At 55.5% G+C, this 19,642-nt stretch carries 21 protein-coding genes; 11 read left to right on the top strand and 10 right to left on the bottom strand.

Annotation, left to right across the window (positions count from 1 at the left end; all coding sequences use genetic code 11):
- Window positions 1-45: 45 nt before the first annotated feature.
- From CCASEI_RS12375 to ccsB, 4 genes are all read left to right on the top strand, one after another.
- The gene (locus CCASEI_RS12375; protein WP_025388138.1) at window positions 46-1,539 is read left to right on the top strand and encodes an alpha,alpha-trehalose-phosphate synthase (UDP-forming); all 1,494 of its coding nucleotides are present in this window, start codon (window positions 46-48) and stop codon (window positions 1,537-1,539) included.
- Window positions 1,539-2,114 (top strand): hypothetical protein, encoded by a 576-nt coding sequence (locus CCASEI_RS12380; RefSeq protein ID WP_006822701.1) that lies wholly within the window; start codon window positions 1,539-1,541, stop codon window positions 2,112-2,114. The genes CCASEI_RS12375 and CCASEI_RS12380 overlap by 1 nt, the downstream gene beginning before the upstream one ends.
- A gap of 93 nt (window positions 2,115-2,207) precedes the next feature.
- Window positions 2,208-3,002: a trehalose-phosphatase gene (gene otsB / locus CCASEI_RS12385; protein ID WP_025388139.1), complete on the top strand. Its 795-nt coding sequence runs from the start codon at window positions 2,208-2,210 to the stop codon at window positions 3,000-3,002.
- Between the two features lie 134 nt (window positions 3,003-3,136).
- Window positions 3,137-4,252 (top strand): c-type cytochrome biogenesis protein CcsB, encoded by a 1,116-nt coding sequence (gene ccsB / locus CCASEI_RS14835; protein ID WP_025388140.1) that lies wholly within the window; start codon window positions 3,137-3,139, stop codon window positions 4,250-4,252.
- Here ccsB and CCASEI_RS12390 read toward each other — a convergent pair.
- Complete coding sequence (locus CCASEI_RS12390; RefSeq protein ID WP_006822698.1) at window positions 4,134-5,252, bottom strand: LacI family DNA-binding transcriptional regulator; 1,119 nt, start codon at window positions 5,250-5,252, stop codon at window positions 4,134-4,136. The two genes, ccsB and CCASEI_RS12390, sit on opposite strands and share 119 nt — an antisense overlap.
- 158 nt (window positions 5,253-5,410) lie before the next feature.
- On the opposite strand from CCASEI_RS12390, the gene CCASEI_RS12395 reads away from it, so the two are divergent.
- The 4 genes from CCASEI_RS12395 to CCASEI_RS12410 all read left to right on the top strand — a co-directional run bounded on the left by CCASEI_RS12395 (window position 5,411) and on the right by CCASEI_RS12410 (window position 9,011).
- Entirely contained in the window at window positions 5,411-6,427 is a 1,017-nt protein-coding gene (locus tag CCASEI_RS12395; protein WP_006822697.1) for a metal ABC transporter solute-binding protein, Zn/Mn family, read from the top strand.
- 81 nt (window positions 6,428-6,508) lie between these two features.
- Window positions 6,509-7,210, top strand: a complete 702-nt coding sequence (locus CCASEI_RS12400) for a metal ABC transporter ATP-binding protein (RefSeq protein ID WP_006822696.1) — start codon at window positions 6,509-6,511, stop codon at window positions 7,208-7,210.
- Window positions 7,210-8,178 carry a metal ABC transporter permease gene (locus CCASEI_RS12405; RefSeq protein ID WP_025388141.1) on the top strand — a complete coding sequence of 323 codons (969 nt, stop codon included), beginning with the start codon at window positions 7,210-7,212 and terminating at the stop codon, window positions 8,176-8,178. Before CCASEI_RS12400 ends, CCASEI_RS12405 begins: the two co-directional genes overlap by 1 nt.
- Window positions 8,179-8,189: 11 nt before the next feature.
- Complete coding sequence (locus CCASEI_RS12410; protein WP_038574758.1) at window positions 8,190-9,011, top strand: alpha/beta hydrolase family esterase; 822 nt, start codon at window positions 8,190-8,192, stop codon at window positions 9,009-9,011.
- Window positions 9,012-9,068: 57 nt separating this feature from the next.
- Here the strand turns inward: CCASEI_RS12410 and CCASEI_RS12415 are convergent, their stop codons facing one another.
- From CCASEI_RS12415 to CCASEI_RS12455, 9 genes are all read right to left on the bottom strand, one after another.
- Window positions 9,069-9,335 carry a hypothetical protein gene (locus CCASEI_RS12415; RefSeq protein ID WP_006822693.1) on the bottom strand — a complete coding sequence of 89 codons (267 nt, stop codon included), beginning with the start codon at window positions 9,333-9,335 and terminating at the stop codon, window positions 9,069-9,071.
- Window positions 9,336-9,354: 19 nt separating this feature from the next.
- Complete coding sequence (locus CCASEI_RS14540; protein ID WP_006822692.1) at window positions 9,355-9,903, bottom strand: hypothetical protein; 549 nt, start codon at window positions 9,901-9,903, stop codon at window positions 9,355-9,357.
- A gap of 111 nt (window positions 9,904-10,014) precedes the next feature.
- Complete coding sequence (rlmB, locus tag CCASEI_RS12425) at window positions 10,015-10,971, bottom strand: 23S rRNA (guanosine(2251)-2'-O)-methyltransferase RlmB (protein WP_006822691.1); 957 nt, start codon at window positions 10,969-10,971, stop codon at window positions 10,015-10,017.
- Between the two features lie 25 nt (window positions 10,972-10,996).
- Window positions 10,997-12,385, bottom strand: a complete 1,389-nt coding sequence (cysS, locus tag CCASEI_RS12430) for a cysteine--tRNA ligase (RefSeq protein ID WP_006822690.1) — start codon at window positions 12,383-12,385, stop codon at window positions 10,997-10,999.
- 69 nt (window positions 12,386-12,454) lie between these two features.
- Complete coding sequence (nagB, locus tag CCASEI_RS12435) at window positions 12,455-13,219, bottom strand: glucosamine-6-phosphate deaminase (RefSeq protein ID WP_025388144.1); 765 nt, start codon at window positions 13,217-13,219, stop codon at window positions 12,455-12,457.
- A gap of 207 nt (window positions 13,220-13,426) precedes the next feature.
- On the bottom strand, window positions 13,427-15,604 hold the full coding sequence (nagE, locus tag CCASEI_RS12440; RefSeq protein WP_025388145.1) for an N-acetylglucosamine-specific PTS transporter subunit IIBC: 2,178 nt from the start codon (window positions 15,602-15,604) through the stop codon (window positions 13,427-13,429).
- 466 nt (window positions 15,605-16,070) lie between these two features.
- Window positions 16,071-16,565 (bottom strand): 2-C-methyl-D-erythritol 2,4-cyclodiphosphate synthase, encoded by a 495-nt coding sequence (gene ispF / locus CCASEI_RS12445; protein WP_025388146.1) that lies wholly within the window; start codon window positions 16,563-16,565, stop codon window positions 16,071-16,073.
- Window positions 16,566-16,588: 23 nt separating this feature from the next.
- Entirely contained in the window at window positions 16,589-17,284 is a 696-nt protein-coding gene (gene ispD, locus CCASEI_RS12450; RefSeq protein ID WP_006822686.1) for a 2-C-methyl-D-erythritol 4-phosphate cytidylyltransferase, read from the bottom strand.
- A 3-nt stretch (window positions 17,285-17,287) separates the two neighbouring features.
- Window positions 17,288-17,875 carry a CarD family transcriptional regulator gene (locus CCASEI_RS12455; protein WP_006822685.1) on the bottom strand — a complete coding sequence of 196 codons (588 nt, stop codon included), beginning with the start codon at window positions 17,873-17,875 and terminating at the stop codon, window positions 17,288-17,290.
- A gap of 429 nt (window positions 17,876-18,304) precedes the next feature.
- Between CCASEI_RS12455 and CCASEI_RS12460 the strand changes: the two genes are divergently transcribed.
- From CCASEI_RS12460 to CCASEI_RS15635, 3 genes are all read left to right on the top strand, one after another.
- Window positions 18,305-18,871 (top strand): hypothetical protein, encoded by a 567-nt coding sequence (locus CCASEI_RS12460; protein ID WP_174401648.1) that lies wholly within the window; start codon window positions 18,305-18,307, stop codon window positions 18,869-18,871.
- Between the two features lie 395 nt (window positions 18,872-19,266).
- Window positions 19,267-19,404 (top strand): hypothetical protein, encoded by a 138-nt coding sequence (locus CCASEI_RS15105; protein ID WP_155894843.1) that lies wholly within the window; start codon window positions 19,267-19,269, stop codon window positions 19,402-19,404.
- Window positions 19,405-19,446: 42 nt separating this feature from the next.
- Complete coding sequence (locus tag CCASEI_RS15635) at window positions 19,447-19,575, top strand: hypothetical protein (protein ID WP_264298710.1); 129 nt, start codon at window positions 19,447-19,449, stop codon at window positions 19,573-19,575.
- Window positions 19,576-19,642 lie beyond the last annotated feature (67 nt).

The raw sequence follows: 19,642 nt of genomic DNA on the forward strand, positions 1-19,642 counted from the left end.
TTTCACTTCATCCAGCGAAAGCCAACTTGAGGAGCCTTTGAGCACATGAGCGAGACCGCCACGGGCGTTAGCGTCAAGGGCGCTAACCAAACAGGCGGAGCCGCAGGCAACAACAGTTTTGTCGTTGTTGCGAACCGGCTTCCCGTCGACATGATTACAGAAGCCGACGGCACAAAGACCTGGCAGGCGTCCCCTGGCGGTCTCGTTTCTGCGCTGTCGCCGGTCTTGGAAAAGCATCAGGGCTGCTGGGTTGGCTGGCCTGGTGTTGCTGATGAATCACCGGAGCCATTCCGCACTGAACGCGGGGTACTTCTTCACCCAGTGGAGCTCACTCAGTATGACTATGAGGAGTTCTATGAGGGCTTTTCTAATGCCACGCTGTGGCCGCTGTATCACAATCTGATTGTCACCCCGGAGTTCAATCGCTCCTGGTGGGATGCCTACCGCGACGTCAATTTACGTTTTGCCACCGAGGTAGCATCGGTTGCAGCACACGGCGCAACGGTGTGGGTGCAGGATTATCAGCTGCAGCTCGTTCCGGGGATCCTGCGCCAGCTGCGCCCGGATCTCACCATCGGGTTCTTCCTGCATATTCCGTTCCCACCGCCAGAAATCTACCGCCAGCTTCCATGGCGGGATGAGATGCTGCGGGGGCTCATGGACGCTGACCTCATCGGTTTCCACCTGGTATCTAACGTTCGTAACTTTGTTGAGCTGTGCCGTTCCTATGATTTTGAAATCAGCGGCGACATCACCATTCGTGAAGCTGGAATCACCATCACTACTCCAAGCGGTCACAAGCTTGGGGTTGGCGCATTCCCAATTTCTATTGATACTTCCGCGATGGCGACGCCGACTGCGTCGGGCTCCCATGAGGAAGCCGATGAAGCGTTGGAGCAAATGCACCTCGATATGGGGTCGCCCTCCACGGTCTTCCTTGGCGTTGACCGTTTGGACTACACCAAAGGCATCCTGCAGCGCCTTCTAGCTTTCGAGGAATTGCTTGATTCCGGCGCGTTGGATCCGGCCGATGTTGCGCTGGTTCAACTAGCTACGCCGTCGCGTGAGCGTATTGATAGCTACCGCATTACCCGCTCGAACGTGGAAGAAGCAGTCGGCCGCATCAATGGCCGTTTCGCGCAGATTGGCCGCCCGGTGGTGCATTATCAGCACCGCTCAGTGTCCAAAGATGTTTTGATGCGCTACTACCGCCTGGCGGACATCATGCTGGTCACCCCTTTCCGTGACGGTATGAATTTGGTGGCCAAAGAATTCGTGGCCACCCGTGCTGATTCTTCGGGTGCCCTGGTGCTTTCAGAGTTTGCCGGTGCGGCGGATGAGCTCACTCAGGCGCACCTGTGCAATCCATTCGATATTGAAGATACTAAGAAAGCCATGCTGCAGGCAGCTTGGGGTTTGAAGGACAACCCGGAGATGATGAAAGAACGAATGGCATCGATGTACAACCAAGTCATGGAACATGACGTTGACCTATGGGCGTCCGCATTCTTAAGTGCCTTGGATAAGGCACGCGCATAATGACAATTTCCAACCTTTTTGGCCAGAAGTTTTTGGGCCGCACGGTCAACAAGTATGTCGCAGGTGGTCTGGCCGCAGCAGCCCTTGTGCTCGCAGGATGCAGTACGCCTGACGATGCCCCACCGGAGCCACTGGGTGATGACCGCGTGGGCGGAAAGACCTGGCAAGCGATTGGCGTGTACACCTCGCCTGAGTCGAATGGCGCTATCTCTGAGAACGCCTTGGTGGTCCCACGCGTTGTCTTTGGTGAAACTTCCATGATTGGCTCGACCGGCTGTGAGCACTTCCGGGCAGAGGTCAGCTACTTTAGTGACGCCCCAGACTCTGAAGATGATTCCGCAGCGGAGCTGCGCAAGGCTGACTCGGTACGCATTGATTCAATTGCATATGACACCGAGGGCGAGACCGGCAGCGTGGAATGCTCGGGTGAAATGCAGTGGACGCACAACAACTTGTCGCGCCTATATGTTGAGGGCAATGAGTTCGATATTGCTGTGGATAAGAACAATCAGCTGATTTTGACTCTTCAGGATGACCTAGTGAATTCTCCAGCCATCCGCTTCGTGGGGCTCTAGCTCAAGACGAACTAGGCAAGACGGGGCCAGACTAGGACCTGCAAAGCTCTGCTTGTAGGTCTTGTTTTCTTTTTCGTGGGTAATCTTGTAGCCATGTCTGACTTTCCCATTGCATTTCGTGATTCCGCACAGGCCCAAGAGATCATCAACAAGCTAGCCTCCACTGAGCGCTTGTTCGTGGTCTCTGATTTTGATGGCACGCTCGCGCATCATTCCACGGATATCTATGCCGTCCCGGTCAATCAAGACTCCATCGATGCATTGTCTGCTTTCGCCGAGCTACCCAACACCTTCGCTGCCGCACTGTCAGGACGTCACCTGGATGGCTTGAAGAAGGTATTTCCGCTGCGTGCGCCAGTATTGCTTGGCGGTTCTCACGGCGCGGAGACTGAGGGGGAAGAAAGTGCTCTGTCTGAAGACATGAAGACTTTCCTTGACCGCGTCGGAGGTGAGCTCAACGCCATTGCCGCTGACTATGAAGGTGCATTTGTTGAGGAAAAGCCTTTCCACCGTGGACTGCACGTCAAGGCTGTTTATGAACGCAACCCAAAGGAAGCAAACGCTGCCCTAGCACGCGGACTGGAAGTGGATCCCGGCGATTACTTCGTCACTGAGGGCAAGAACTTGGTGGAGTTCTCCGCGACCACCGCCACCAAGGGCACCTGGTTGGAGACTCACCGCAAGACTGTCGATGCCACCGCGGTAGTTTTCTTGGGCGATGACACCACCGATGAACACGGTTTCGCAGTTCTTGACCAGCCTAATGACTTGGGCGTGAAGGTCGGCGACGGCGACACCGGCGCCTACCTGCGCGTTGCCGATATCGACGAGGTTGCAACGTTCTTACAAACGCTTCTGAAGGCACGCCAGGACTTCCTTACTAACTAAGGATTCACCGCGCGTTGATTCTGGCCACTTTGCATTGGCTAACCTTTCCTTTTTGAGTACATTCAAAGTAGTCAGCAATATCTTGCAATAGAAATTGCCTGCTCTCGGGGTCGGGGGGCTCGAAAAGGAAAATTATGGGTGCCAACGCGCAGCTTTCAAGCATCTCGGATGTGTTTTATCAGGGTGCTTTCACCACATATATTCTGTGTTTATTGGTGTCGCTGTACTACTACGGCCTCATCTCAGAAATCCTTCGAAAACAGAATCAAGCTAAAACCGCCACTGAGCAAGCCGTGGTTTCCGGGAACAGCACTGGCACAATTACCAAAGCCAAGAACGGCGTTAGTACGCAATCACGAAAAGCGCACCGTTCTTCCTCAATAGTTCGGTTCTTGTTGTTCTTAGGTTTGGTTCTGCACGCTGCCTCATGGACTATTCGAGGAATCGCGGTATCTCGATTTCCGCTCGGAAACCTCTATGAATACTCGGTCGCATTTGCTCTCGTCGCGATAATCATTTGCGCAATCCTGGTTGCGCGCGAGCGCCGCAATATCACCCTCGTGCCGTGGTTTCTCACCCCGACCCTGCTGTTGATGTTCTACGCTGCAGCCCGTCTTTATGCGGAAGCTGCTCCGGTCGTTCCAGCGCTGCAATCCAACCGGATTCCTATTCACATCACCACGGTCATCTTTGGCGCATCAATCGGCCTGACCTCCGGTGTCGGATCTTTGCTCTACTTGTTGCGGGTGTGGGAAGAAAAATCCAACCTCAAATTCCTGTCATTCCTAGTTCGCCCGCTTCCGTCCGCAGACAAACTAGATGCCCTTGCGTACCGGTTCGCAATCGCTGCCCTCCCCACCTTTGGTCTGGGAGTTATCTTCGGCGCCATCTGGGCTGAATCAGCATGGGAACGGTTCTGGGGATGGGATCCAAAAGAAGCAGTGTCGTTTATGACGTGGGTTCTTTATGCCGCGTATCTACACGCCCGTGCGACTCCCAGCTGGGGTCCGGAGAAGGCCGCGTTTGTAAACCTCTTGGCATTCGCCACCATGATCTTCAACTTATTCTTCATCAACATGGTGGTCTCTGGCCTGCATTCTTACGCAGGTCTCAACAAAACCCGCCGCTTCATCAGGTCCGCGGCGGCGCGACGGTGTTGCCCGGCGCGAGCTGGGTTTCGAGGAGAAAGCGCAGGGGCTCGCCGTCGGCGTCGGTGGGATAGTCGGTGTTGGCAACGGATGCATCAATAAGCTGTGCCAGCATGCGGCCGGCCTCTGCGCCCTTGTCAAAGTTTGGCTGGATGACCGTGGTCAGACCGCGCAGGCGGGCCGATTCGATGCCATCGAAACCGGTGACTGAGAGCTCTTCGGGAATGCTGATTCCATGTTCTTCGGCGTAGTCCATAACACCCAACGCCATGGAGTCCGTTGTACATAGCACCGCGGTGAGTTCCGGATTATTGCTCAGCAGTTCTTCGGCTGCTTCCCGCGCGGTGTCGCGGTTGTTGATGTGGCGAGTGACCACGGGAATCGCATCAGCATCAATACCGGCATCGGCGAAAGTTTTCAGCGCGCCCTGCACGCGCAGACGCTGCGTATCAAACTCGGCGGCAGCTAGATTCTCCCGGTCCACAGAACCATCAAGGCGCCCGTGGCGGAGGCGAATGGATAAGATGCCGACGTCGGTGTGTCCGGCATCGATAAGAGCTTGTGCTGCGGGGGCAATCGCCACGAAATCATCAATGCCCACGAAAGGCTGCCCGGTATCGCGCGGCTGGTCACAGACCACCACGGGCAATCCACGGTTGCCTGCCGCAGCCAGGTACGGGTCATCCCCACCGACGGAATAGACCACGAAGCCATCCACCACCGCGCGGCCAAGCAGCTCCGCCGCACCGGTGTCCTCAGCTGTGTCAGGCCCCGCGGGAATCAACGTCAAAGTGCTTTGCTCACCCGCGAGAGCCTGCGCCATACCCGCCAAGAAATCAACCGAGGCGGCGTCCTCAAAGGCGTAGGTCAAATCTTCCGTCAGCACCACGCCAATAGAACCCACACGCCGGGTGCGCAGGCTCCTAGCCATCGGATCCGGCCCGGAATAACCATGCGATGCAGCGGCCGCCAAAATTCGATCACGCAACTCTGGCGAGAGCTGATCCGGGCGGTTATATGCATTAGAAACGGTCGTTCGGGAGACCCCTAATTCAGCTGCTAGTGAAGCAAGAGTCTTTCGAACCGGACCGCGTTTAACCATGCTCTACACCTTACCGCTCCCGCACCGTTTTACTTCGCCGGGAATGGACGGCACATGCCCGGTGTTTGAAATAGGGGTTTAACTCTTAACTCATTTTCAATCCATTTTCAATCCATTTTCAGTTGACAATTGTTTTCAATAAGGCAATTATAGAACTTATGCATTTACAGACTTCCCCTAATTCATCCCGCACCCACCGCGGCCGACGTGCCGCTTTAGCTGCGCTGAGCGTCGGCGCGCTGGCTTTTGTATCGGCATGCTCTACCGCAACTTCTGATGAAGCATCTGACTACGGATCAGAAGGCGGCAATGACACCGACACCTTGAATATCGTTGCCTCCACGTCCATCTGGGGCGATGTCGCACAGTCCATTGCTGACTCCGCTGAAGGTGTGGATGTGGAAGTCACTTCCATCGTTGAAGGCAACAACATGGACCCACACCACTTTGAACCCACCGCGGCAGACCTTGCGCGCGCTGGCGAAGCCGACGTCATTGTTGTCGGCGGCGGCGGATACGACGCCTGGCTCTATGACGCCATCGAGTACCAGGACAAGATCATTCACGCTCTGCCTTTGACCGCGCACAGCCATGATCACGGCGATGAAGAGGCCCAAGATCACGACCATGACCATGATCATGGCGAAGAGGGACATTCGCATGATGTTTCTTCCATCGATGGCAATGAGCACATCTGGTATGACCCAACTGCGGTCATGGAAGTAGCGCATGAGATTGCGGAGCAGATCAATGAGGTTAATCCGGATGCGCAGGCTAGTGATGAAGAGGTAGTGAGCCTGGTATCTGACCTGGACTCACGCCTGCACGCGCTGCCAGAGGTCACCTACACACAGACCGAGCCAATCGCGGACTACATGCTGGCACACACCGACATGACTGATGCGACGCCAGAAGGCTACCGCCACGCAACCTTAAGCCACGGTGAACCAGCAGCTGCTGACTTGGCCGCATTCATTGATGAGCTCAAGGCCGGGGATGTGGATGTGTTCATCTACAACCCACAGACCCAGACTGATATGACCAGCCGCATCCGCACCACCGCGGAAGATGAAGGCATCCAGGTTGTAGAAATTGGTGAGACTCCCCCAGACAACCAGAATTTCTTTGAGTACTTTGAAGAAGTTGTTTCCAGCTTGGAAGCTCTCGAAGTATAAAATCTAAAAATATAAACCTGCGTTTAAGATGGTTGGGCTTAGACATCACTCGATGTAGCCCAACCATCCTTTTGGAGTTTGATGTTAGTTTCTTTTTCTCAAGCCGCCGTTGACCCACTCTGGTCAGGGCTGGACTTGGAAGTGCACCCCGGCGAATTTATCGCTGTTTTAGGCCCCAATGGCGTGGGTAAATCCACGCTGCTGGGCACCATGTTGGGCACCCGTTCGCTCACCGGGGGCAAGCTGGAAATCAACGCGCGGCTGGGATACATCCCGCAGCAGCGCATGTTCCCGCAGCAGTTGCCGTTGCGTGCACGTGATCTGGTGTCGCTGTCTTTAGCGCATGGCGTTATAGCCAAACGCAGTCCATCCAAGACCAAGGTTGATGAGTTGCTCGCCGAGGTCGGTGCAGAAGGCATCGCGGATCGGCGCGTGGGCCAGCTTTCCGGCGGGCAGCAACAGTTGGTGCGTCAGGCACAGGCGTTGGCTAATGATCCGCAGGTAATTCTTGCCGATGAACCACTGTTGTCGTTGGATCCTGCACGCCAGGCGATGACCATCGACAGGCTGCAGCGCCGCCGCCATGACAAGGGCACCGCAACCATCTTTGTCACCCACGGCATCAACCCGGTGCTCGATGTGGTCTCACGGGTGCTGTATCTCGCGCCGCACGGGCACGTGCTCGGCACGGTGGATGAGGTGATGCGCACGGAAGTGTTGTCTGAGCTTTATGGCGCGAACGTCAAGGTTTTGAACGTCGATGGAAGGATTATTGTCGCCTAATGGATTTTGAAACCATGTGGGAAGACACCGTCTACCTGCTCTCCGTTGACTTTGTGCAGCAAGCACTCATTGCCTGCGCGCTGCTCGGCGTGCTCTCCGGCGTGATGACCTCGCTGATTGTGCTGCGCCAGATGTCCTTCTCGGTGCACGCGACTTCTGAGCTGGCTTTGATGGGTGCGGCGGCAGCGTTGTTGTTTGGTCTCAACATTGGTTGGGGCGCTATCGCCGGCGCGATTGGTGCCGCGATTGTGCTGGCGGTGCTGGGCTTTAAAGGACAGCAAGACAGCGCCATCGGCGTGGTCATGAGCTTTGGCCTGGGCTTATCCGTTCTGTTTATTCACCTCTACCCCGGTAATTCCACCGCGGCTATGTCTTTGCTGACCGGTCAAATTGTTGGCGTTTCCAGCGCTTCTGTCTGGTTGCTGGCGCTGACCACGGTGATTGTTGTGGGCGCAGTCGTGCTGTTTTGGCGCCCGATCCTCTTTGCCTCCGCCGACCCGATCATGGCCCAAGCAGCGGGTATTCCGGTGCGCGCTATCGCCGTGCTTTTCGCGGTGTTGGTCGGTCTTGCTGCCGCGCAGTCCGTGCAGATTGTCGGCGCACTACTAGTCATGGCGCTGCTTATCACCCCGGGTGCGGCAGCGGTGCAGATTACCTCCTCCCCGCTGAAATCCGTGATGTGGTCGGTCATCTTCGCCGAAATCGCCGCGGTCGGTGGTTTGGTTCTTTCGCTGGCCCCGGGCCTGCCGGTGTCTGTTTTTGTCACCACCATTTCTTTCATCATCTATCTCATCTGCCGCGGTATCGGCAAGCTTATGAATCGCCGTGCAGTGCGCGATGATATTGCCGCTAAGCGTGACAATCAGAAGTTCACGACGGCCATCTCCCCGCAGCACAACAATGCCGACCCGGCAGAGGTACACCACACCAGCCACCATGATGAACGTTGCGATCACGTTGATGATTAAGCTTGTTGCTTATGGAACAACGCCGGATTACCTTCCAGGACACTGAACGTCGCTACGTTCTTGTCCCACCTGAGAACCCCGAAGACACCCCGCAGGATTTACTGTTGGTCTTCCATGGTTCTTTGCAGTCCCCGAATGTGATTCGGCGTTTTACTGATTTCACCTTTGATGCCCTGGCTAGCTGCAACACGATTGTGGCCTATCCAGGTGGTATTCATAATCACTTCAATGATGCCCGTAAGCACCTGCCGGAAAAGACGCGTGAGCTGGGCACCGATGATGTTGGATTCACCCAAGCAGTCGTGGATGAGCTGCGCAAAGAGTACAACATTGGCCGCATCTTTGCCTGCGGGTATTCCAATGGTGGGCAGATGGTGTTGCGCTTGCTTTTTGATGCCCCCGGGTTGCTCTCCGGCGCCGCCGTCTTCGCTGCAACCTTGGCTGCCTGTGAGAATCTCGCGCCAACCAATCCAATTGAGGCCTATCAGCCGACTCCTCTGCTGATGATTCACGGCACCTTGGATGACAAGGCACCGTATGAAGGCGGTATGGCTGGTATTCACGCCAAGCGCACCCGCGGCGAAGTGCTTTCCGCACCTGCTACCGGCGAGTTCTTTGCTGAGCGCAATGACGCCGGCGCCGCAGAAATCTCCAACCCCTACCCAGACGTGGAAGTCACCACCTGGCCGGGTGACAACCGCGTTGAGCTGTGGACCGTCCAAGACATGGGCCATGTTGTGCCCTCTGGAAAAGAACTAGACCCCCGCTTGGGAAAGAACACTGATTCTTTCACCGCAGCGGAGGTCGTAGCGGAATTCTTCGAGCTGTCTTAAATAACTCCTACCCCAATCACACACGATCACTGCTTTAAGCATCGCGTTTTCACATCATTATATGAACCAGGCAATTAGGAGGAGAAGTATGACAACAGCCGCTCCAGCAGCAAAATAGATCGCCTGCCGTTGTCGTTGCGCCTTTAATTTTCCATCATCGGATTGCATCAGAGTCCCAGCGATCTCAGCGACCGCCAGTAATACAATAAAAGCGCCGAGCCAAGCAAGCCAAGGTATTCCCGGGCTGAATGGAATCGCAACGGCAGTAATGACAAGCGCAATCAAGACACTGTACGTATGTTTGCCAATTGAACTCTTATTCATCCTCTTGCGCCTTTCATTATTAACAGGAAACCGCTGTCACCATAGCTCCACCGGCCGCTTCACACGCCGCACCAGTGGCAATTCCAGCAATTGGAGTGGCAACGCCACTCGCAGCTAGGGAAGCCGGAATACAAACCAGCCCACCCCACGTGATATTGAATGCCCATGCAACCCATTTCGGCATGCAAGCTGCTTGAACTACCATGCCCTCAGGAAGATTCTTCTCGGTCGCTGACTCCGCTGAAATGGTTTGGCTTTCTTCATCAAAACGGAACTTGGTATCACTGTCGCCTTCGTCATCGAGCTCGATGGACGCAATGATGTTTCCATCCAAATCCGTCCACGAAGCCACATCGTTATCTATCGATACTGTATCCCCTGGAGCTGTATTGAGCTTGAGTCCATCTTCAGTCGGAACCGCGGAACGCTCGTTCCCGGTCTCATCGACTGCTACTTGCCCCACGCTCTCACTAGTAGATTCGGCGTGTGCCGAACCAACTCCAAATAAAAAGACTGACAAGACCGTAGCCACCGCCACAACCTGTGCTCCAAAATTGATACTTCTCATAGGTCCCCCTTTTAGATATCGCACAAATCCCCCCTTTGGAATATGTGCATAGCCCAAAAGTACACCTCCACTAAGGATTGTGCAATAGATCCATAAACACTCGAACCAAATCTAGCCTTCTTGCGCAGCGACGCGGCGCTGGCGGGCGAATTCGGAGAGTACTGCGCCGGCAGCAACAGAGGCGTTGAGGGAATCAACCCAGCTGGTCATTGGGATGGACATGACAACGTCACAGTTTTCCTTAACCAGACGTGAGATGCCCTTGCCCTCAGAGCCGATGACGATAACAACTGGGTCTTTGCCGCCCTTGTAGGTGTCCAGGGTGTGCTCACCGCCGGCATCCAGGCCAACAACCTGGTAGCCGTTCTTCTGGAATTCCTGCACGGTGCGGGTCATGTTGGTCTCACGTGCCACTGGCAAACGCGCCGCGGTACCAGCAGAGGTACGCCACGCCACAGCGGTCACAGATGCAGAGCGACGCTCAGGGATAATCACGCCGTCACCACCAAAGGCAGCAACGGAGCGGATGACCGCGCCCAAGTTGCGTGGGTCGGTGATGTTATCCAGGATGACAAACATGCCTGGTTCTGCCTTGTCAGCAGCATTTGCAATCAGATCATGGACATCGGCGTACTTGTATGGCGGAATCTGCAGGCCAATGCCCTGATGCATGCCATTGCCGGTCATCTGGTCCATGGCGTGGCGCTGGACTTCCAAGATAGGAAGGTTGCGCGCGTTCGCAATGGCTACTGCCTCAGACAGACGCTCATCATTGCGCGTGCCCTGCACGATGTAGAGGCTGGTTGCAGGGACCTTCGCGTGTAGGCACTCAACAACCGGGTTGCGGCCAACGACCATCTCCGCGGTTTCCTTCTCATGACGTCCGGAATCGCGGCGCTGGCGATGCAGCTTTGCCTTGTGCTTCGCGTGGTAGGTGCGGTCTTCTGCCTTAGGCGTTGGGCCTTTTCCTTCTAGGCCCTTGCGGCGCTGACCGCCGGTGCCTTTAACAGCACCCTTCTTGTTGGTTTTACGGGGACCTGCGCCGCCGCGGCCGTGGATACGTGCCATGTATGTGTTTCTCCTTAACGGTAGTTTAATTCAGCGACCACGTGGCGCCATCAGCGGAATCAGTAACAGTGATTCCGGCTTCGGCGAGACGATCGCGGACTTCATCAGCAACAGCCCAGTCCTTTTCTGCACGAGCTTGCGCGCGACGAGTCAGTTCAGCCTGAACCAAAACATCCAACGCGCCAAGTGCAGCAGATTCATCAGATTCACCCTTCGACCACTGATTACTCAATGGGTCGAAGCCTAAAATTGCAGCCATGCGGCGCACTGAACCTGCAAGCGATAGTGCAGTCTGCTCATCGGAAGCAGAAAGGGCCTTATTGCCCTCACGAACAGCAACATGAATTTCAGCCAGTGCCTTCGGGACAGAGAAGTCATCATTCATGGCCTTCTCAAAACCTTCGGTCCACTCACCGAGTTCCACGTTGTCAAAGCGTGCTAGGAACTCCTCAATGCGACGGTAGCCAGCAGCTGCCTCAGTCAACGCACCTTCGGAGTACTCAAGAACAGAGCGATAATGTGCAGAACCAAGATAATAGCGCAATTCTTGCGGACGAACTATATCGAGCAAATTATCCACGGCCAAAACATTGCCCAAGGACTTGGACATTTTCTCCCCGGCCATGGTGACCCAGTGGTTGTGCATCCAGAAATTGGCAAAGCCATCACCGGCTGCATGCGACTGTGCAATCTCATTCTCGTGGTGCGGGAACTGCAGGTCTAGGCCACCACCGTGGATGTCAAAGCTTTCGCCCAGATAGTAGGTGGACATCGCCGAGCACTCTAGGTGCCAGCCGGGGCGGCCGTCGCCCCACGGGGTGGGCCAGGAAGGCTCGCCTGGTTTCGCAGCTTTCCACAGGGCAAAATCTTGCGGGCTTCGCTTGCCCGTGACATCGGTTTCGCCCTGCTCCATATCCTCCACGCGGTTGCCAGACAAGGAACCATAATCCGAGCCCTCGGAGTTAACCCAGGCAGCAACGTCGAAGTAGACAGAGCCCTCGGAAGCATAAGCAAATCCGCGGTCCATCAGGCGTTGCATGTAGTCCACCATCTGCGTGACAAAGCCCGTCGCGCGTGGTTCTACCGATGGCGGCAGTACGCCAAGAGTTTCATAAGCCTTGGTAAATTCCCGCTCATAGGTCGAAACCCACTCCCACCAAGGGCGGTTGTTATCAGCGGCTTTGGTTAAAATCTTGTCATCAATGTCGGTGACATTGCGGACAAAAGCCACATCCAAGCCCAGCTCGCTGAGCCAGCGGCGCACAATATCAAAGGCAACACCTGAGCGCAGGTGTCCGATATGAGGCTTGGCCTGTGGAGTGGCACCACACAAATAGATCGAAGCATAGCCGGGCTTGATCGGCTCGAAGTCGCGCAACGAACGGGTGGCGGTGTCAAAGATACGAAGATTCACGTGTCCTAGTCTACCGGCCAGTATCTCCCCGTCACTAACGGTTTGCAGAACCGTCTTGCCTAGCGTTGTTTAAGCAGGTTTGTGCTGTTGAATGAACTTGTAATAGTCCACGTTGTTGAGCTTGCTTGCCGCGGCTTCATCCACGATGACGGTGGCGTGCGGGTGGATCTGCAGAATGGAAGCTGGACAGGCTGCGCTCAAGGGGCCTTCCACCAGTTGAGAGATGGCATGTGCTTTCTGCTCACCGGTGGCCAGCAGCAAAAGCTGCCCGGCGCGCTGGATGGTGCCCAAGCCTTGGGTCACCACGTGTACTGGCACATTTTCTGCGGAATCAAAGAAGCGTGCATTGTCTGCCACGGTCTGCGGGTGCAGCGTCTTCATGCGGGTCAGTGAGGAAAGGGAGCTGGAAGGCTCATTGAAACCGACGTGGCCGTTAGCGCCGATGCCCAGCAGCTGAACATCAATTCCGCCTGCGTCCACGATGGCTTGCTCATAATCCGCGCAACCCGCTGCGAGGTCTTCTGCCAGGCCGTTCGGGATGTGGACATCCTGAGGGTCAATGTCAACGTGATTGGAGAGCTCATTGTGGATAACGCTGTAATAGGACTGCTCATGTTCAATGGGCAGGCCCACGTACTCATCAAGTGCGAACATCTTGCAGCCGGCAAAGCTGAGCTCGCCTGCTGTGTGGCGGCGGATTAGTTCTTCATAGGTTGCCAAGGGAGTTGAGCCGGTAGCAACGCCCAAGGTTGCGCCGCGATTGGCGTAGCCCTGGAGAATATCTGCTGCTTTGACAGCTACATCATTGGGTGAGTCGCTGATGATAATTTCCATGTGAGCTGCCTTTTCTCCAAATCCTAAAATTTTAAAACATAAAAATTGTGGCCTAGATTTTCTTCCCCCATACTACGACTGCGCGCCGGTTTGCAGCGCACAGCCCTGATAAAAGCACAGGTTCTTGAAATTCTAGGTCACTTTCTCAGCCCTCGCTGAGATATTCCCGGGATTAGCGCCCGAATTGGCGCGCTGATTAGCTTCGGTCTAGGCCATTGTCACCTTGGCGGCTATGGTGCCGAATCCTTGGGCGAACTGGACAGATTCCACTTGCTTCTTGGTTGGCATAACCACTGCGGTGGTCAAGTCGACACCCTTAGCGCGCAGTGTCTTGGCATCCACGCGGATAATGGGCTGGCCCGCTTCGACCGGTTGACCAGCTTCAACCAGACGAGTGAAGCCTTCACCTTTCAGCTTGACTGTGTCAAAGCCAATGTGGACGAGTACTTCCAGTCCAGTGGCCGTTGTGATGGAGAAGGCGTGGTTGGTCTTGAATACCATGTCGAGCTGGCCTGATGCCGGTGCGCAGATATCAAACACTGCCGCTGCTTCCACTGGCACCAGCGCGAAGCCATCACCAATGGACTTGGACGCGAATGCTTCATCAGAGACATTCTCCAACGCGGTCACAGAACCCACCGTTGGCTTGGACAGCTCAACTACTACCCCAGCTGTTGTTCCTGCCAAGGTTGCGGTTCCAGCAGCAGCACCAGCTGCGCCGATGTCACTTCCGAGCTCGGATTCTGGGCGCGCGCCAATGAGCTCCACGTCAGCACCGGATTGTGCCAGGATGCGTGCGACTTCGTCATAAACGAATTGCACCTTCGGTCCGACAATAACCTGCACGGTCTGCTTGGATGGGCGAACCAATCCGGAGACAGAGGCCTTCCGAATTTCTGATTCCGTCACCAGCTCCGGGTCATTGATGCGGGTGCGCAGTCGCGTTGAGCAGTAGTCAATCGAATCAATATTGTCTTTGCCGCCGAGGCCACGAACAATCTGCTGGGCAGTTTGTGCATTCGGATTACTAGATGCAGCTGCTGCACCGGCGCCAGTGGAAGAGTCAGCAACATCGGAAAATGCATCAAAGTCTGCGCCAGAATCAGCGTCATCATCGTCTTCGCGGCCCGGCGTTTTAATGTTGAGCTTGCCGATGAGGAAGTAGAAAATCCCTAAGTAAACGAAGAAGTAAGCCACGCCCATCACAAGCAGCATCCACCACTGATTCGCCAGTGGGTTTTGCGAGGACAACAGGAAGTCCACGGCACCGGCACTAAATCCGAAGCCCGCAGTCCAGCCCATCGCCGAAGCAATAGCCAAGGAGATACCAGTCAGGATTGCGTGCACCAGGTACAGCAGTGGAGCCAGGAACATGAAGGAGAATTCCAGTGGCTCGGTAACACCAGTAAAGAAGGAGGCAACAGCTGCCGCAATCATCAAGGCACCAACTACCTTGCGGCGCTTGGTCTTTGCACGCAGGTAGATAGCCAACGCCGCACCTGGCAGACCGAACATCATGATGGGGAAGAATCCGGCCTGGTACTGACCAATAATGCCCATGACTTCACAGGTAGAACCGTCCCAGACACCCGGACAACTCAAAGCATCAGTAGCTGCGGCAGCCGCCTCAATAGTGGCAGGCCCTTCCTGGAATTTACGAATGTCATCAATACCCATCACGTCAAACCAGAACACTGAGTTCAACGCGTGATGCAGGCCTGTCGGGATGAGCAAACGGTTGGCGAATCCGTAGAGACCAGCACCAACCGCACCTAGTCCTTGAATCCACGCGCCAAAGGAGAACAGAGCGGAGTAGACCAGCGGCCAGATGATGTACATGATTCCAGCGACAACCGCCGAGAAGATCGACGCGAGAATTGGGACCAGGCGGCGGCCTGAGAAGAAGGCCAGGGCATCAGGCAGTTGCGTTTGATAGAACCTGTTGTAGGTCCACGCGGCGAGGATACCGATCATGATTCCGAACAAAGCGTTGCCGTAGCCAATGCCGTTCCAGCCGGCCTCCGCCCACTGCAGAGCTTCATCACCAGTAAGTTCAGCCGGGTCAATGCCCCGGTATCCGGCGATCGCGTCCGGTCCGATGAGGTTGACCAGCGTGGCGAAACCAACAAAGCCTGCCAGCGCTGCCGCGCCACTGTTGTCTTTAGAAAGCCCGTAAGCAATAGCGATGGCGAAGATGACACCAAGGTTGTCAAGAACTGCAGCACCGGTCTTGAGCAGCAGGTCACCGAACATAACGGCGTTGTCCCCACCGACTGAGGTGATCCAGTAACCAACACCCATCATGAGCGCAGCCAGTGGCATAACTGCAACTGCACCCATCAAAGCTCTTCCGAGTCGCTGTAGCGGCTCCATGAAATTATCCATCGCGCCCGCGCCCCTTTCTACTTTTGCGTAATTGTGTTTGAGAAGTTGAATGGTTTGATTAAAAAGTCGACAAAGCGCGAGCAAAGGTAATCCTGCTCACACATCAAAAAGTTTTATTCAACCTAACACGCACAGGCCATTGCTGGCGACGCCCTACCTACCCAAGTGCGCAGGACACACATAGCGCTCTACCCAATTTCAACCGCCCTAAGCCGACTCCCAAAGGTGCCCACGCTACGTGCGTGGGCACCCCAAACTTCCACAAAAGCGCTAGTCCCACGCAGTGAAATAGCAAGAGGGCACCGAGCGGTGCCCTCTTGCTATGGCCGGTTCCAATATCTTGACCGCTATTTCACAAGCACTTTCAGTTCCCAACATTAAGGCAGCGAAAACTAACCCCATTCGGGTGACGCATGTGACTAGTGGTGCTGAAGTTGCAATCAACTTCAGCACCACGTTATGAAGTCTAAGCCTTCCAGACCACTGCGGTGGCGATAGCAGCGCGGCCTTCCCCACTGCCGGTAAAGCCCATGTGGTCAGTCGTGGTTGCAGAAATTGACACCGGCGCGCCAAGAATCTCACTGAGAACGCCCTGCGCCTCTTCACGTCGTGGGCCCATCTTTGGGGTCTGCGCGATCATTTGCGCAGCCGCGTTGCCAATCACGAATCCGTTGGATTCCAACAGTTCACGACATTCCCGCAGCAAACGCTCACCGGAGACATTGTCATATTCCTTGCGGCCTACGCCGACAAAGGAACCTAGGTCGCCTAAGTTGGCGGCGGACAAGAGGGCATCGACAAGCGCATGCGATACAACATCCCCATCGGAATGACCCTCACACCCTGCAACGCCGTCGAACAGCAGCCCAGCAATCCAGCACTCTTTGCCTTCTTCAATCTGGTGCGCGTCAAAAGCCGTGCCGACGCGGGGAATGATGGGCTGCGGTTGTGGTGAAGTCACGGTAGTGAATGCCTTTCTGCGTTTTATTGCGCGATAATTGCGTTAGCCAAGGTCAAGTCAATGGGCGTTGTGATTTTAAATGCCAGTCCGTCGCCCTCAACAGTGGTGACTCGCTGGCCGAACCATTCCATCAAGCTGGCGTCATCTGTTGCCACAAAAGTCCTTGTTGAACTGGCAAAGTACTTCTCATTCGCCGCGCGCAACGTGGCCAAGTCGAAGGCCTGCGGGGTTTGCACCGCCCGCAGCGTCGCGCGATCCGGGGTACCGATAACCTGTGTGCCCTCAACGCGCTTGATGGTATCGGCCAAGGCGAGCACCGGAATGACCGCCGGCGCGCCAGCCTGCACGGCATTAACCACGCGGGCAATCATATCCGGCGGAGTCAATGCTCGGGCAGCATCATGAACCAGAACAATACCGTCCTCATCGGGGATGGACTTAAGCCCCTCCCACACAGAATCAGCGCGCTCCACGCTGCCGTGCACCAAACGCACACAGTCGGCGAGCTCGGCTTTTTCAAAGATTGCTCGCGCGTGATCCTCCATGGATGGGGAAACCACAATGGCGATGTCATCCACCACGCCCGAGTCAAGCATCGCGCGCACCGAACGCTCCACCAGAGTCATGCCCGCCAGCTCAACATAAGCCTTGGGGACGGCTGCACCTAGACGAGTGCCCTGGCCAGCAGCAGCGACCAGGGCACTAACGCGACGAGCCACTATTTAATCCTCGTCATCATCGAAGGAGAGATCATCCAGATCCGCATCATCATCGATGGTGGTGGTAATCGAATTATCTTCAACCAAACCAGCCGCGCGGTGACGCTCAATGGTGGAGTTAATCTCATCCAACATGGTGTCAGCCTTCTTCTCATCCACTGGCTGCGCAAGCGCTAGCTCGCCTACCAAGATCTGACGAGCCTTAGCCAACATGCGCTTCTCACCAGCGGACAAGCCGCGGTCTTGGTCACGGCGCCACAGGTCACGAACAACCTCCGCAACCTTGTTGATGTCACCGGAAGCCAAACGCTCCTGGTTCGCCTTGTAACGACGGGACCAGTTGCCCGCTTCTTCAACGTCAATTTCGCGTAGAACGGAGAAGACCTTTTCCAGGCCTGACTTGCCTACGACGTCACGAACGCCAACCTGTTCAACGTTCTTGGAAGGAACGCGAACCACAAGGTCAGACTGATTGATCTGCAGCACGAGATACTCCAGCATCTCGCCGCCCATCTCACGATGCTCAATTGCCTCAATCACCGCCGCACCGTGGTGGGGATATACGACAACCTCGCCGACCTTGAACTCCATTGCAGCTCCTTTAAAATAAAATTTCGTTGCATATGCACACGTGCGCACCACAATCTTCGGCCATGCATTGCCTAAAAGACTGCTTCTATCCTTTGCAGCTCACTCAATGCCTAAGCACCGATGAGCCAGATACCAAATCCACGCCATAAACGCACCAAGGACACACTCAGGCAGTCGATTCTAGCACGCCTTCCCCATACGCTGCAGCTTCGGGCGAGGTAATATTTTAAGCCCAAGTGCGCTGCATACTGGCCCAGACGTAAGCGCTACATTCTAGACGGATTACCCCCGATTCACCCCGAGAATGCCCCCTAAAATGTCATTGTGAGCATCTCGACAGGATAGAAACTGGGTATTCCGCGACAAGAGGGACTAAGCTAAGTCGTTGATAACCCGCGTGATCTCAATCGATGGAGGACCCTCGACGTGATGTCCCTGAAGTCTGTAACCCGCAAGGGTGCCACCATTTCCGCCACTGCTATTGCCGCGTTGGCTCTGGCATCCTGCTCCGCAGGCCAGATTACCCAGACCTCTAACCAGGTTGCAGCAGTTGACGGCGGCGAGGCCGAAAGCGAGGATGGCAACATTGCAGTTCGCGACGTCGCCATTCAGGTTGAGCCTGACACCGGTGAAGCATCCCTGAAGTTCACCGCCTCCAACCAGGCATACGCCAACGAAGAGTTCACCCTTGATTCCATCACAGTTGATGGCCAGGACGTTGCACTCGAAGGCTTGGAGCCACTGACCCGCAACACCTCCATCGTCGGCAACTCTGCTGACTTGCTGGATGAAATTCCACAATCGGACAACGACCGTATCCAGTACGTTGCTACCGAGCTTGAGAATGATGACTACGGCTACGCTGGCCACCGCCCGGTCGTATTCTCCTTCTCCAACGGCGACATTGAGCTCAACGCCACCGTCTCCGCTCCACAGATGCCTGCTGGCGAGATGGACCGCGACGTCGAGAGCACCGAAGGCTACGAGGCTAACTAAGCCCCGCACAGCTTTCAGCACCTCAGCGCCCCGCTTGGATCCCTATCCCGGCAGGGCGCGTTTGCGTTTTCAGACCGCCTGCATCCAGAGTCAGCCCGCCAGCCCGAATTGGTCGCAGGCTATCGCTCGAACAGTCCAATTCGTTACGCCACCAGCGGGTTTCACCCTAACGGGGGTAGGTTTCTCTCAGTTTAAATTCGGATTATTCCAAGCGAAAACGCAGGTATAAATCTAGACAATTCATGCAGGTCAAACCATGATTTCACGTCTCGCGATTGGTGACACGTGACACGTCACCTTTCGAGTTAGTGCCCTCACGCTGCACATTTGCACTGCACAAATGTCGGCAAAACTTTTAATTGAGGAGACACTTAACCCACTCGAAAGGAAACACCATGGCAACTATCATCAGTCTTGCATCATCCGCAGCATTCATCTGGGGCATCCTCGAGGTATTCACTGAGTACCAGCGCGCACCAGGTGCAGGCATCCCTTCCGCTGCACGCCGCGCAGCTTCCAAGTACGGCTTCTAATTCCTTTCGAGGAACTCCCTACTAACCCGAAAAGGATTCAACATGCTCGCTCTTGCATCATCCGCAGCATTCATCTGGGGCATCCTCGAGGTATTCACTGAATACCAGCGCGCACCAGGTGCAGGCATCCCTGCAGCTGCTCAGCGTGCAGCATCCAAGTACGGCTTTTAATCTCCTTAAAGCCAACTTGGCCGCCGCTTGAAACGGCCGGGGGATCTCACCGCCGTCAAACCTACGT

Source organism: Corynebacterium casei LMG S-19264, assembly GCF_000550785.1.
Taxonomy (GTDB): domain Bacteria; phylum Actinomycetota; class Actinomycetes; order Mycobacteriales; family Mycobacteriaceae; genus Corynebacterium; species Corynebacterium casei.

Excerpts from the sequence above, each read along its gene's own strand:
- CCASEI_RS12405 (WP_025388141.1), top strand. The coding sequence starts at position 7,210 with ATGGATTTTGAAACCATGTGGGAAGACACCGTCTACCTGCTCTCCGTT.
- ccsB (WP_025388140.1), top strand. The coding sequence starts at position 3,137 with ATGGGTGCCAACGCGCAGCTTTCAAGCATCTCGGATGTGTTTTATCAG.
- CCASEI_RS12455 (WP_006822685.1), bottom strand. The coding sequence starts at position 17,875 with ATGGAGTTCAAGGTCGGCGAGGTTGTCGTATATCCCCACCACGGTGCG.
- CCASEI_RS12380 (WP_006822701.1), top strand. The coding sequence starts at position 1,539 with ATGACAATTTCCAACCTTTTTGGCCAGAAGTTTTTGGGCCGCACGGTC.
- CCASEI_RS15105 (WP_155894843.1), top strand. The coding sequence starts at position 19,267 with ATGGCAACTATCATCAGTCTTGCATCATCCGCAGCATTCATCTGGGGC.
- CCASEI_RS12375 (WP_025388138.1), top strand. The coding sequence starts at position 46 with ATGAGCGAGACCGCCACGGGCGTTAGCGTCAAGGGCGCTAACCAAACA.
- rlmB (WP_006822691.1), bottom strand. The coding sequence starts at position 10,971 with ATGGCACGTATCCACGGCCGCGGCGGCGCAGGTCCCCGTAAAACCAAC.
- CCASEI_RS12390 (WP_006822698.1), bottom strand. The coding sequence starts at position 5,252 with ATGGTTAAACGCGGTCCGGTTCGAAAGACTCTTGCTTCACTAGCAGCT.
- CCASEI_RS12395 (WP_006822697.1), top strand. The coding sequence starts at position 5,411 with ATGCATTTACAGACTTCCCCTAATTCATCCCGCACCCACCGCGGCCGA.
- CCASEI_RS15635 (WP_264298710.1), top strand. The coding sequence starts at position 19,447 with ATGCTCGCTCTTGCATCATCCGCAGCATTCATCTGGGGCATCCTCGAG.
- CCASEI_RS12460 (WP_174401648.1), top strand. The coding sequence starts at position 18,305 with ATGTCCCTGAAGTCTGTAACCCGCAAGGGTGCCACCATTTCCGCCACT.
- nagB (WP_025388144.1), bottom strand. The coding sequence starts at position 13,219 with ATGGAAATTATCATCAGCGACTCACCCAATGATGTAGCTGTCAAAGCA.
- CCASEI_RS14540 (WP_006822692.1), bottom strand. The coding sequence starts at position 9,903 with ATGAGAAGTATCAATTTTGGAGCACAGGTTGTGGCGGTGGCTACGGTC.
- CCASEI_RS12410 (WP_038574758.1), top strand. The coding sequence starts at position 8,190 with ATGGAACAACGCCGGATTACCTTCCAGGACACTGAACGTCGCTACGTT.
- CCASEI_RS12400 (WP_006822696.1), top strand. The coding sequence starts at position 6,509 with ATGTTAGTTTCTTTTTCTCAAGCCGCCGTTGACCCACTCTGGTCAGGG.
- otsB (WP_025388139.1), top strand. The coding sequence starts at position 2,208 with ATGTCTGACTTTCCCATTGCATTTCGTGATTCCGCACAGGCCCAAGAG.
- nagE (WP_025388145.1), bottom strand. The coding sequence starts at position 15,604 with ATGGATAATTTCATGGAGCCGCTACAGCGACTCGGAAGAGCTTTGATG.
- CCASEI_RS12415 (WP_006822693.1), bottom strand. The coding sequence starts at position 9,335 with ATGAATAAGAGTTCAATTGGCAAACATACGTACAGTGTCTTGATTGCG.